The sequence below is a fragment of the Lysinibacillus sp. EB106-09-02-XG168 genome (assembly GCF_058791475.1).
Window position 1 is genome coordinate 106775 of the sequence record NZ_JBYTDN010000003.1, and the last position, 13203, is coordinate 119977.

Sequence of the window (13203 nt, forward strand, 5' to 3'; positions counted from 1 at the left end):
AAGAATTAAGTAGAGTATTTAAATGATGAATGAATATAAGGTATACTTTTAGAGTTCTGTAATTTGCAGATAAAATAGAAATAGACATTATAGAAGTATTATTGGAGGCTTATAATGAATTATAAAATCTTTAACAAACTAGTATTTGAACAGGCGCAAGTACGCTCAGTTTCAGATGTTCTGTTTACTGAGGAAGAGCTTGAAAATGGCATGAAATTAGCGGTTTCTAAGTTGGAACCGACTCTAGCTTTATATTTAGTGGATATAAATGGTCAGAAGAAGTTCGATGTTCGTTGGGATGATTCCTCTGAAGTTTTCAGTGGCTGGTATTCGGCATGGGATAATTTCTCTTGGTGCTTAGATGTAGTTGAGAAACAAAATAACTAATATTTTATTTTGAAAAACACACTTTCAATTTTGAATTCCGCATTTGAAAAGCGAACATAATATATTCTTCTTTCTTTTTTGTTATTTTGTGCGGAACAATAAGTTAAAAAGTAATAAACATGAATAAGTAGGAGTCGAGGTGTAGGAGAACACTTTGACTCCTTTTTTCTATTGTTTATTTGTTAGAGAGATGTGTAAGAGGGGCGATGACACATTTTATTGTGTAGAACTTAGTTGTTTTTCAAGAAAAGTTTGAGAAAACATCCTTTTAAAAAGGTTATTCTTTTATAGAAGTAAGACTCTTCTTATTTAGTTTGTTGTGATTTTTAAGAAAGAGATGTATAGTAAAACAAATAAAGAGATAGATAGAAGGTTATAAGAGTTATTTAGTTCTCGAAAAAACGTAAAATAACTCACTAATTCGCTATTTATAAAAAAGAAAATTTTATAGTGAAAAAACACTTGCGGATATAGTAGAATCATGATAAATTATTACTTGTCGTTAAGACGACGCAAGGAACAAAATGAATTCGAAAAAACATCAAAAAAAGATGTTGACATTGAAAACTAAGAATGGTATTATATAAGAGTTGTTGCTTTTGAAACGAAGTGAAAAAACTTCTAAAAAAGAGTTGACAACGAAAAACAAAAATGTTATACTATAAAAGTTGTTGAAACAAAACAACAACGAAATGAACCTTGAAAACTGAACAAGCAAAACGTAATCAATAAAGTTTTTAGTAGCTAACCTTGAGTTGGTGAACGAAACAAAATTTTGGACATCAAACATGATGCCAGCAAAACAATTTGAGCTAATCAAATTTCTTTTATGGAGAGTTTGATCCTGGCTCAGGACGAACGCTGGCGGCGTGCCTAATACATGCAAGTCGAGCGAACAGATAAGGAGCTTGCTCCTTTGACGTTAGCGGCGGACGGGTGAGTAACACGTGGGCAACCTACCTTATAGTTTGGGATAACTCCGGGAAACCGGGGCTAATACCGAATAATCTATTTCACTTCATGGTGAAATACTAAAAGACGGTTTCGGCTGTCGCTATAAGATGGGCCCGCGGCGCATTAGCTAGTTGGTGAGGTAACGGCTCACCAAGGCGACGATGCGTAGCCGACCTGAGAGGGTGATCGGCCACACTGGGACTGAGACACGGCCCAGACTCCTACGGGAGGCAGCAGTAGGGAATCTTCCACAATGGGCGAAAGCCTGATGGAGCAACGCCGCGTGAGTGAAGAAGGTTTTCGGATCGTAAAACTCTGTTGTAAGGGAAGAACAAGTACAGTAGTAACTGGCTGTACCTTGACGGTACCTTATTAGAAAGCCACGGCTAACTACGTGCCAGCAGCCGCGGTAATACGTAGGTGGCAAGCGTTGTCCGGAATTATTGGGCGTAAAGCGCGCGCAGGCGGTCCTTTAAGTCTGATGTGAAAGCCCACGGCTCAACCGTGGAGGGTCATTGGAAACTGGGGGACTTGAGTGCAGAAGAGGAAAGTGGAATTCCAAGTGTAGCGGTGAAATGCGTAGAGATTTGGAGGAACACCAGTGGCGAAGGCGACTTTCTGGTCTGTAACTGACGCTGAGGCGCGAAAGCGTGGGGAGCAAACAGGATTAGATACCCTGGTAGTCCACGCCGTAAACGATGAGTGCTAAGTGTTAGGGGGTTTCCGCCCCTTAGTGCTGCAGCTAACGCATTAAGCACTCCGCCTGGGGAGTACGGTCGCAAGACTGAAACTCAAAGGAATTGACGGGGGCCCGCACAAGCGGTGGAGCATGTGGTTTAATTCGAAGCAACGCGAAGAACCTTACCAGGTCTTGACATCCCGTTGACCACTGTAGAGATATGGTTTTCCCTTCGGGGACAACGGTGACAGGTGGTGCATGGTTGTCGTCAGCTCGTGTCGTGAGATGTTGGGTTAAGTCCCGCAACGAGCGCAACCCTTGATCTTAGTTGCCATCATTTAGTTGGGCACTCTAAGGTGACTGCCGGTGACAAACCGGAGGAAGGTGGGGATGACGTCAAATCATCATGCCCCTTATGACCTGGGCTACACACGTGCTACAATGGACGATACAAACGGTTGCCAACTCGCGAGAGGGAGCTAATCCGATAAAGTCGTTCTCAGTTCGGATTGTAGGCTGCAACTCGCCTACATGAAGCCGGAATCGCTAGTAATCGCGGATCAGCATGCCGCGGTGAATACGTTCCCGGGCCTTGTACACACCGCCCGTCACACCACGAGAGTTTGTAACACCCGAAGTCGGTGGGGTAACCTTTTGGAGCCAGCCGCCGAAGGTGGGATAGATGATTGGGGTGAAGTCGTAACAAGGTAGCCGTATCGGAAGGTGCGGCTGGATCACCTCCTTTCTAAGGATATTTTCGGAATACAAACCTAGGGTTTGTAAGATTACGTTTTGCGTTCAGTTTTGAAGGTTCATTCTTAACGAATGAAATACTTCAAAACTTGTTCTTTGAAAACTGGATAAAACGACATTGAAATAGTAACAAACACATTTATTTTTTAAGTTTTTTAGGCTTAATAACTTGGTTAAGTTATTAAGGGCGCACGGCGAATGCCTTGGCACTAGGAGCCGATGAAGGACGGCACTAACACCGATATGCTTCGGGGAGCTGTAAGTGAGCTTTGATCCGGAGATTTCCGAATGGGGGAACCCACTACGTTTAATCGCGTAGTATCTTGACGTGAATACATAGCGTCTTGAAGGCAGACCCAGGGAACTGAAACATCTAAGTACCTGGAGGAAGAGAAAGAAAAATCGATTCCCTGAGTAGCGGCGAGCGAAACGGGAAGAGCCCAAACCAAGAGGCTTGCCTCTTGGGGTTGTAGGACACTCTATACGGAGTTACAAAAGAGCGAGTTAGATGAAGCGACTTGGAAAGGTCCGCCAGAGCAGGTAAAAGCCCTGTAGTCGAAAGTTCGTTCTCTCCTGAGTGGATCCTGAGTACGGCGGAACACGTGAAATTCCGTCGGAATCCGGGAGGACCATCTCCCAAGGCTAAATACTACCTAGTGACCGATAGTGAACCAGTACCGTGAGGGAAAGGTGAAAAGCACCCCGGAAGGGGAGTGAAAGAGATCCTGAAACCGTGTGCCTACAAGTAGTTAGAGCCCGTTAATGGGTGATAGCGTGCCTTTTGTAGAATGAACCGGCGAGTTACGATTACGTGCGAGGTTAAGCTTTAGAAGGCGGAGCCGCAGCGAAAGCGAGTCTGAATAGGGCGAAATAGTACGTGGTCGTAGACCCGAAACCAGGTGATCTACCCATGTCCAGGGTGAAGGTGAGGTAACACTTACTGGAGGCCCGAACCCACGCACGTTGAAAAGTGCGGGGATGAGGTGTGGGTAGCGGAGAAATTCCAATCGAACTTGGAGATAGCTGGTTCTCTCCGAAATAGCTTTAGGGCTAGCCTCGTGATGAGAATACTGGAGGTAGAGCACTGTTTGGACTAGGGGGCCATCCCGGTTTACCGAATTCAGACAAACTCCGAATGCCAGATATTTATACACGGGAGTCAGACTGCGAGTGATAAGATCCGTAGTCAAAAGGGAAACAGCCCAGACCACCAGCTAAGGTCCCAAAGTAATCGTTAAGTGGAAAAGGATGTGGCGTTGCACAGACAACCAGGATGTTGGCTTAGAAGCAGCCATCATTTAAAGAGTGCGTAATAGCTCACTGGTCGAGTGACGCTGCGCCGAAAATGTATCGGGGCTAAACGATTCACCGAAGCTGTGGATTGACATCTACGATGTCAGTGGTAGGAGAGCGTTCTAAGTGCGTTGAAGTCAGATCGGAAGGACTGGTGGAGCGCTTAGAAGTGAGAATGCCGGTATGAGTAGCGAAAGACGGGTGAGAATCCCGTCCACCGTATGACTAAGGTTTCCTGAGGAAGGCTCGTCCGCTCAGGGTTAGTCGGGACCTAAGCCGAGGCCGATAGGCGTAGGCGATGGACAACAGGTTGATATTCCTGTACCACCTCCTCACCGTTTGAGAAATGGGGGGACGCAGTAGGATAGGGTAAGCGCGCTGTTGGATATGCGCGTCCAAGCAGTAAGGCGTGTGTGTAGGCAAATCCGCACACTGTAACGTTGAGCTGTGATGGCGAGTCCGTATGGACGAAGTTCCTGATTTCACACTGCCAAGAAAAGCCTCTATCGAGGTGAGAGGTGCCCGTACCGCAAACCGACACAGGTAGTCGAGGAGAGAATCCTAAGGTGTGCGAGAGAACTCTCGTTAAGGAACTCGGCAAAATGACCCCGTAACTTCGGGAGAAGGGGTGCTCTTGAGCGTGCAAGCGCATGAGAGCCGCAGTGAATAGGCCCAGGCGACTGTTTAGCAAAAACACAGGTCTCTGCAAAACCGTAAGGTGACGTATAGGGGCTGACGCCTGCCCGGTGCTGGAAGGTTAAGAGGAGTGGTTAGCGCAAGCGAAGCTGCGAATTGAAGCCCCAGTAAACGGCGGCCGTAACTATAACGGTCCTAAGGTAGCGAAATTCCTTGTCGGGTAAGTTCCGACCCGCACGAAAGGCGTAACGATCTGGGCACTGTCTCAACGAGAGACTCGGTGAAATTATAGTACCTGTGAAGATGCAGGTTACCCGCGACAGGACGGAAAGACCCCGTGGAGCTTTACTGTAGCCTGATATTGAATTTTGGTACAACTTGTACAGGATAGGTAGGAGCCAGAGATCTCGGAGCGCCAGCTTCGAAGGAGGCGTCGGTGGGATACTACCCTGGTTGTATTGAAATTCTAACCCATGCCCCTTAGCGGGGCAGGAGACAGTGTCAGGCGGACAGTTTGACTGGGGCGGTCGCCTCCTAAAAGGTAACGGAGGCGCCCAAAGGTTCCCTCAGAATGGTTGGAAATCATTCGTAGAGTGTAAAGGCACAAGGGAGCTTGACTGCGAGACCTACAAGTCGAGCAGGGTCGAAAGACGGGCTTAGTGATCCGGTGGTTCCGCATGGAAGGGCCATCGCTCAACGGATAAAAGCTACCCCGGGGATAACAGGCTTATCTCCCCCAAGAGTCCACATCGACGGGGAGGTTTGGCACCTCGATGTCGGCTCATCGCATCCTGGGGCTGTAGTCGGTCCCAAGGGTTGGGCTGTTCGCCCATTAAAGCGGTACGCGAGCTGGGTTCAGAACGTCGTGAGACAGTTCGGTCCCTATCCGTCGTGGGCGTAGGAAATTTGAGAGGAGCTGTCCTTAGTACGAGAGGACCGGGATGGACACACCGCTGGTGTACCAGTTGTCTTGCCAAAGGCATCGCTGGGTAGCTATGTGTGGACGGGATAAGTGCTGAAAGCATCTAAGCATGAAGCCCCCCTCAAGATGAGATTTCCCATTACGCAAGTAAGTAAGATCCCTCAAAGACGATGAGGTAGATAGGTTCGAGGTGGAAGTGTGGTGACACATGGAGCTGACGAATACTAATCGATCGAGGACTTAACCAAAATGTTTGAAACATTCAATGCACCGTTTATCCAGTTTTGAAAGAACAAGAAAGTTTTTTAAAAAAAGCTTGCAATTATAACAAAATGTGTTATAATAAATCTTGTCTTTAAAATAGTCTAGTGATGATGGCAAAGAGGTCACACCCGTTCCCATACCGAACACGGAAGTTAAGCTCTTTAGCGCCGATGGTAGTTGGGGGCTTCCCCCTGCGAGAGTAGGACGTCGCTAGGCGTAATACCCAGGAGGATTAGCTCAGCTGGGAGAGCACCTGCCTTACAAGCAGGGGGTCGGCGGTTCGAGCCCGTCATCCTCCACCATTTGCCGGTGTAGCTCAGTTGGTAGAGCAACTGACTTGTAATCAGTAGGTCGTGGGTTCGACTCCTATCGCCGGCACCATAGTTTGAGCCATTAGCTCAGTTGGTAGAGCATCTGACTTTTAATCAGAGGGTCGAAGGTTCGAGTCCTTCATGGCTCACCATTTAAATTGCCAACAAAATATGCGGGTGTGGCGGAATTGGCAGACGCACTAGACTTAGGATCTAGCGCCGCAAGGCGTGGGGGTTCGACTCCCTTCACCCGCACCATATTTTAAATTTAATAATTGCCAGGATAAATAAATCTTATGCACATGCGGAAGTAGTTCAGTGGTAGAACACCACCTTGCCAAGGTGGGGGTCGCGAGTTCGAACCTCGTCTTCCGCTCCAAATGTGCCGGGGTGGCGGAACTGGCAGACGCACAGGACTTAAAATCCTGCGGTAGGTGACTACCGTGCCGGTTCGATTCCGGCCCTCGGCACCATTTTATTTTAATAATTAGCGCCCGTAGCTCAATTGGATAGAGCGTCTGACTACGGATCAGAAGGTTATGGGTTCGACTCCTGTCGGGCGCGCCAATATAACAAACGGGAAGTAGCTCAGCTTGGTAGAGCACTTGGTTTGGGACCAAGGGGTCGCAGGTTCGAATCCTGTCTTCCCGACCATTTCCTAAAAATATCTATGGGGCCTTAGCTCAGCTGGGAGAGCGCCTGCCTTGCACGCAGGAGGTCAGCGGTTCGATCCCGCTAGGCTCCACCAATTAAAACAAATGAACCTTGAAAACTGAACAAGCAAAACGTAATCAATAAAGTTTTTAGTAGCTAACCTTGAGTTAGTGAACGAAACAAAATTTTGGACATCAAACATGATGCCAGCAAAACAATTTGAGCTAATCAAATTTCTTTTTATGGAGAGTTTGATCCTGGCTCAGGACGAACGCTGGCGGCGTGCCTAATACATGCAAGTCGAGCGAACAGATAAGGAGCTTGCTCCTTTGACGTTAGCGGCGGACGGGTGAGTAACACGTGGGCAACCTACCTTATAGTTTGGGATAACTCCGGGAAACCGGGGCTAATACCGAATAATCTATTTTACTTCATAGTGAAATACTGAAAGACGGTCTCGGCTGTCGCTATAAGATGGGCCCGCGGCGCATTAGCTAGTTGGTGAGGTAACGGCTCACCAAGGCGACGATGCGTAGCCGACCTGAGAGGGTGATCGGCCACACTGGGACTGAGACACGGCCCAGACTCCTACGGGAGGCAGCAGTAGGGAATCTTCCACAATGGGCGAAAGCCTGATGGAGCAACGCCGCGTGAGTGAAGAAGGTTTTCGGATCGTAAAACTCTGTTGTAAGGGAAGAACAAGTACAGTAGTAACTGGCTGTACCTTGACGGTACCTTATTAGAAAGCCACGGCTAACTACGTGCCAGCAGCCGCGGTAATACGTAGGTGGCAAGCGTTGTCCGGAATTATTGGGCGTAAAGCGCGCGCAGGCGGTCCTTTAAGTCTGATGTGAAAGCCCACGGCTCAACCGTGGAGGGTCATTGGAAACTGGGGGACTTGAGTGCAGAAGAGGAAAGTGGAATTCCAAGTGTAGCGGTGAAATGCGTAGAGATTTGGAGGAACACCAGTGGCGAAGGCGACTTTCTGGTCTGTAACTGACGCTGAGGCGCGAAAGCGTGGGGAGCAAACAGGATTAGATACCCTGGTAGTCCACGCCGTAAACGATGAGTGCTAAGTGTTAGGGGGTTTCCGCCCCTTAGTGCTGCAGCTAACGCATTAAGCACTCCGCCTGGGGAGTACGGTCGCAAGACTGAAACTCAAAGGAATTGACGGGGGCCCGCACAAGCGGTGGAGCATGTGGTTTAATTCGAAGCAACGCGAAGAACCTTACCAGGTCTTGACATCCCGTTGACCACTGTAGAGATATGGTTTTCCCTTCGGGGACAACGGTGACAGGTGGTGCATGGTTGTCGTCAGCTCGTGTCGTGAGATGTTGGGTTAAGTCCCGCAACGAGCGCAACCCTTGATCTTAGTTGCCATCATTTAGTTGGGCACTCTAAGGTGACTGCCGGTGACAAACCGGAGGAAGGTGGGGATGACGTCAAATCATCATGCCCCTTATGACCTGGGCTACACACGTGCTACAATGGACGATACAAACGGTTGCCAACTCGCGAGAGGGAGCTAATCCGATAAAGTCGTTCTCAGTTCGGATTGTAGGCTGCAACTCGCCTACATGAAGCCGGAATCGCTAGTAATCGCGGATCAGCATGCCGCGGTGAATACGTTCCCGGGCCTTGTACACACCGCCCGTCACACCACGAGAGTTTGTAACACCCGAAGTCGGTGGGGTAACCTTTTGGAGCCAGCCGCCGAAGGTGGGATAGATGATTGGGGTGAAGTCGTAACAAGGTAGCCGTATCGGAAGGTGCGGCTGGATCACCTCCTTTCTAAGGATATTTTCGGAATACAAACCTAGGGTTTGTAAGATTACGTTTTGCGTTCAGTTTTGAAGGTTTATGACTAAATATAAAACTTCTAAGAGGGCCTATAGCTCAGCTGGTTAGAGCGCACGCCTGATAAGCGTGAGGTCGATGGTTCGAGTCCATTTAGGCCCACCATATATACCTCTTGGGGCCTTAGCTCAGCTGGGAGAGCGCCTGCCTTGCACGCAGGAGGTCAGCGGTTCGATCCCGCTAGGCTCCACCAATTATTGTTCTTTGAAAACTGGATAAAACGACATTGAAATAGTAACAAACACATTTATTTTTTAAGTTTTTTTATAGGCTTAATAACTTGGTTAAGTTATTAAGGGCGCACGGCGAATGCCTTGGCACTAGGAGCCGATGAAGGACGGCACTAACACCGATATGCTTCGGGGAGCTGTAAGTGAGCTTTGATCCGGAGATTTCCGAATGGGGGAACCCACTACGTTTAATCGCGTAGTATCTTGACGTGAATACATAGCGTCTTGAAGGCAGACCCAGGGAACTGAAACATCTAAGTACCTGGAGGAAGAGAAAGAAAAATCGATTCCCTGAGTAGCGGCGAGCGAAACGGGAAGAGCCCAAACCAAGAGGCTTGCCTCTTGGGGTTGTAGGACACTCTATACGGAGTTACAAAAGAGCGAGTTAGATGAAGCGACTTGGAAAGGTCCGCCAGAGCAGGTAAAAGCCCTGTAGTCGAAAGTTCGTTCTCTCCTGAGTGGATCCTGAGTACGGCGGAACACGTGAAATTCCGTCGGAATCCGGGAGGACCATCTCCCAAGGCTAAATACTACCTAGTGACCGATAGTGAACCAGTACCGTGAGGGAAAGGTGAAAAGCACCCCGGAAGGGGAGTGAAAGAGATCCTGAAACCGTGTGCCTACAAGTAGTTAGAGCCCGTTAATGGGTGATAGCGTGCCTTTTGTAGAATGAACCGGCGAGTTACGATTACGTGCGAGGTTAAGCTTTAGAAGGCGGAGCCGCAGCGAAAGCGAGTCTGAATAGGGCGAAATAGTACGTGGTCGTAGACCCGAAACCAGGTGATCTACCCATGTCCAGGGTGAAGGTGAGGTAACACTTACTGGAGGCCCGAACCCACGCACGTTGAAAAGTGCGGGGATGAGGTGTGGGTAGCGGAGAAATTCCAATCGAACTTGGAGATAGCTGGTTCTCTCCGAAATAGCTTTAGGGCTAGCCTCGTGATGAGAATACTGGAGGTAGAGCACTGTTTGGACTAGGGGGCCATCCCGGTTTACCGAATTCAGACAAACTCCGAATGCCAGATATTTATACACGGGAGTCAGACTGCGAGTGATAAGATCCGTAGTCAAAAGGGAAACAGCCCAGACCACCAGCTAAGGTCCCAAAGTAATCGTTAAGTGGAAAAGGATGTGGCGTTGCACAGACAACCAGGATGTTGGCTTAGAAGCAGCCATCATTTAAAGAGTGCGTAATAGCTCACTGGTCGAGTGACGCTGCGCCGAAAATGTATCGGGGCTAAACGATTCACCGAAGCTGTGGATTGACATCTACGATGTCAGTGGTAGGAGAGCGTTCTAAGTGCGTTGAAGTCAGATCGGAAGGACTGGTGGAGCGCTTAGAAGTGAGAATGCCGGTATGAGTAGCGAAAGACGGGTGAGAATCCCGTCCACCGTATGACTAAGGTTTCCTGAGGAAGGCTCGTCCGCTCAGGGTTAGTCGGGACCTAAGCCGAGGCCGATAGGCGTAGGCGATGGACAACAGGTTGATATTCCTGTACCACCTCCTCACCGTTTGAGAAATGGGGGGACGCAGTAGGATAGGGTAAGCGCGCTGTTGGATATGCGCGTCCAAGCAGTAAGGCGTGTGTGTAGGCAAATCCGCACACTGTAACGTTGAGCTGTGATGGCGAGTCCGTATGGACGAAGTTCCTGATTTCACACTGCCAAGAAAAGCCTCTATCGAGGTGAGAGGTGCCCGTACCGCAAACCGACACAGGTAGTCGAGGAGAGAATCCTAAGGTGTGCGAGAGAACTCTCGTTAAGGAACTCGGCAAAATGACCCCGTAACTTCGGGAGAAGGGGTGCTCTTGAGCGTGCAAGCGCATGAGAGCCGCAGTGAATAGGCCCAGGCGACTGTTTAGCAAAAACACAGGTCTCTGCAAAACCGTAAGGTGACGTATAGGGGCTGACGCCTGCCCGGTGCTGGAAGGTTAAGAGGAGTGGTTAGCGCAAGCGAAGCTGCGAATTGAAGCCCCAGTAAACGGCGGCCGTAACTATAACGGTCCTAAGGTAGCGAAATTCCTTGTCGGGTAAGTTCCGACCCGCACGAAAGGCGTAACGATCTGGGCACTGTCTCAACGAGAGACTCGGTGAAATTATAGTACCTGTGAAGATGCAGGTTACCCGCGACAGGACGGAAAGACCCCGTGGAGCTTTACTGTAGCCTGATATTGAATTTTGGTACAACTTGTACAGGATAGGTAGGAGCCAGAGATCTCGGAGCGCCAGCTTCGAAGGAGGCGTCGGTGGGATACTACCCTGGTTGTATTGAAATTCTAACCCATGCCCCTTAGCGGGGCAGGAGACAGTGTCAGGCGGACAGTTTGACTGGGGCGGTCGCCTCCTAAAAGGTAACGGAGGCGCCCAAAGGTTCCCTCAGAATGGTTGGAAATCATTCGTAGAGTGTAAAGGCACAAGGGAGCTTGACTGCGAGACCTACAAGTCGAGCAGGGTCGAAAGACGGGCTTAGTGATCCGGTGGTTCCGCATGGAAGGGCCATCGCTCAACGGATAAAAGCTACCCCGGGGATAACAGGCTTATCTCCCCCAAGAGTCCACATCGACGGGGAGGTTTGGCACCTCGATGTCGGCTCATCGCATCCTGGGGCTGTAGTCGGTCCCAAGGGTTGGGCTGTTCGCCCATTAAAGCGGTACGCGAGCTGGGTTCAGAACGTCGTGAGACAGTTCGGTCCCTATCCGTCGTGGGCGTAGGAAATTTGAGAGGAGCTGTCCTTAGTACGAGAGGACCGGGATGGACACACCGCTGGTGTACCAGTTGTCTTGCCAAAGGCATCGCTGGGTAGCTATGTGTGGACGGGATAAGTGCTGAAAGCATCTAAGCATGAAGCCCCCCTCAAGATGAGATTTCCCATTACGCAAGTAAGTAAGATCCCTCAAAGACGATGAGGTAGATAGGTTCGAGGTGGAAGTGTGGTGACACATGGAGCTGACGAATACTAATCGATCGAGGACTTAACCAACATGTTTGAAACATTCAATGCACCGTTTATCCAGTTTTGAAAGAACAAACTTTCTAAAAGAGCTTCAAGACACAAGTAGTACAAGGAAGCAAACGAGTGAATGAGGGAGCGTACCTCTGTACGTGATCGATTGAGCGAGAGAAGCTGACGTAGTAATACGCCGTGTATTGGAGGTCGACAATAGTCTAGTGATGATGGCAAAGAGGTCACACCCGTTCCCATACCGAACACGGAAGTTAAGCTCTTTAGCGCCGATGGTAGTTGGGGGCTTCCCCCTGTGAGAGTAGGACGTCGCTAGGCAATCTAAAGTCTGAGAATATTTCTCAGGCTTTTTTATTTTTTTAGGCTGTCTTATACAACCGTTGTATAAGACAGCTTTTTATCTTTATTCAGCAAATGTTTTTCTGCGCGAAAGCAAAGCGACAGCACAATAATATTAATTACACTAAAACAAAATCTAAAATTCAAGAGCGTTACGAAGATTATTTAAATAAGATTGGCTAACGGGGAGTTCACTTCCATCCTTTAAAGTGACAATAAAATTGGAAGTAAGGTCACGAGCCATTTTTTTTATGAAATGAATATTAACAATATAAGATCTATGAATTCGAATAAAAGATGACGGTAGACGCATTTGGAGTTCTTTCAGTGTAATACTTGTTTTAAATTGTTCTCCCTCCACATAAAACCACGTTTTTTTCTGCAGGCTTTCAATATGAGAGATTTTTTCAATGGCAACAGGATTCCATTCCTCTTCTTGCTTTCCAGTTAAAAATTGAAAGGGCTCTAATTTCTTTTCGGTAAAGGTTGAAGGTAATACTACAATAAGTGCTGCAGGCACATCTAAAATGTTAATAGGGTAACCTATCCCATAATACGGTGTTTCAAATAAGGAATTATCTAAAACGGCGTCTGTTCGTTTCCTTGTGCGTAGTACTTGTTCTGCAATGCTGCCGGATTTTACTTGTTGGCCTACTTCTAAGTTAATGTTTTGATGTCCAGAATGAAAATAAATATAAGAGTTTTCAGCGGCAATGGCAATGGATGAATTGACTGGAACCCAGTCCTTTAGCATTGAAATAAACTGTTGTGAAATATCTTTTGGCAAAGAATTAAACTCATTATTCATTGTGAATATCCCCCTTGTTTGTAAACAGTTTACCAAATTTCATCGCCGAAAAAAGCGGTTTCATCTTTAAAATCTGGTATTTTATCTAAAAATAATGAAAATTCAGATGTTCTGTTATATATTAATTTACAACAAATAAACCTGTTATGGAACA

At 48.0% G+C, this 13203-nt stretch carries 2 protein-coding genes, 11 tRNA genes and 6 rRNA genes; 18 read left to right on the plus strand and 1 reads right to left on the minus strand.

The genetic code is table 11. The annotated features are described in order from the left end of the window. The first annotated feature begins 114 nt into the window (after positions 1 to 114). From AC3WSO_RS01680 to rrf (AC3WSO_RS01765), 18 genes are all read left to right on the plus strand, one after another. Entirely contained in the window at positions 115 to 387 is a 273-nt protein-coding gene (locus AC3WSO_RS01680; protein ID WP_349661792.1) for a hypothetical protein, read from the plus strand. Positions 388 to 1213: 826 nt separating this feature from the next. Continuing rightward, positions 1214 to 2765: ribosomal RNA gene (locus AC3WSO_RS01685) — 16S ribosomal RNA — on the plus strand. Between the two features lie 179 nt (positions 2766 to 2944). Beyond that, positions 2945 to 5872, plus strand: a 23S ribosomal RNA gene (locus AC3WSO_RS01690). A 116-nt stretch (positions 5873 to 5988) separates the two neighbouring features. After that, positions 5989 to 6104 (plus strand): 5S ribosomal RNA (gene rrf / locus AC3WSO_RS01695). A 10-nt stretch (positions 6105 to 6114) separates the two neighbouring features. Next, positions 6115 to 6190, plus strand: a tRNA-Val gene (locus AC3WSO_RS01700). Positions 6191 to 6193: 3 nt separating this feature from the next. After that, positions 6194 to 6269: transfer RNA gene (locus tag AC3WSO_RS01705), tRNA-Thr, on the plus strand. A 6-nt stretch (positions 6270 to 6275) separates the two neighbouring features. Continuing rightward, positions 6276 to 6351 (plus strand) — tRNA-Lys (locus AC3WSO_RS01710). A gap of 21 nt (positions 6352 to 6372) precedes the next feature. Further along, positions 6373 to 6457: transfer RNA gene (locus AC3WSO_RS01715), tRNA-Leu, on the plus strand. 46 nt (positions 6458 to 6503) lie between these two features. Continuing rightward, positions 6504 to 6578, plus strand: a tRNA-Gly gene (locus tag AC3WSO_RS01720). Positions 6579 to 6583: 5 nt separating this feature from the next. After that, positions 6584 to 6672, plus strand: a tRNA-Leu gene (locus tag AC3WSO_RS01725). Positions 6673 to 6689: 17 nt separating this feature from the next. Further along, positions 6690 to 6766, plus strand: a tRNA-Arg gene (locus tag AC3WSO_RS01730). A gap of 10 nt (positions 6767 to 6776) precedes the next feature. Further along, positions 6777 to 6853 (plus strand) — tRNA-Pro (locus tag AC3WSO_RS01735). Between the two features lie 18 nt (positions 6854 to 6871). After that, positions 6872 to 6947 (plus strand) — tRNA-Ala (locus AC3WSO_RS01740). Positions 6948 to 7092: 145 nt separating this feature from the next. Further along, positions 7093 to 8644 (plus strand): 16S ribosomal RNA (locus tag AC3WSO_RS01745). 94 nt (positions 8645 to 8738) lie between these two features. Then, positions 8739 to 8815 (plus strand) — tRNA-Ile (locus tag AC3WSO_RS01750). A 12-nt stretch (positions 8816 to 8827) separates the two neighbouring features. Then, a tRNA-Ala gene (locus tag AC3WSO_RS01755) sits at positions 8828 to 8903 on the plus strand. Positions 8904 to 8992: 89 nt separating this feature from the next. After that, a 23S ribosomal RNA gene (locus AC3WSO_RS01760) occupies positions 8993 to 11920 on the plus strand. Positions 11921 to 12104: 184 nt separating this feature from the next. Next, positions 12105 to 12220, plus strand: a 5S ribosomal RNA gene (rrf, locus tag AC3WSO_RS01765). The 16S, 23S and 5S rRNA genes sit together here with 11 tRNA genes alongside, the layout of an rRNA operon. A 157-nt stretch (positions 12221 to 12377) precedes the next feature. On the opposite strand, the gene AC3WSO_RS01770 is transcribed toward rrf (AC3WSO_RS01765), so the two are convergent. Beyond that, positions 12378 to 13049, minus strand: coding sequence for a LytTR family DNA-binding domain-containing protein (locus AC3WSO_RS01770; RefSeq protein ID WP_492528200.1), 672 nt, complete (start codon positions 13047 to 13049; stop codon positions 12378 to 12380). Between the last annotated feature and the right edge of the window lie 154 nt (positions 13050 to 13203).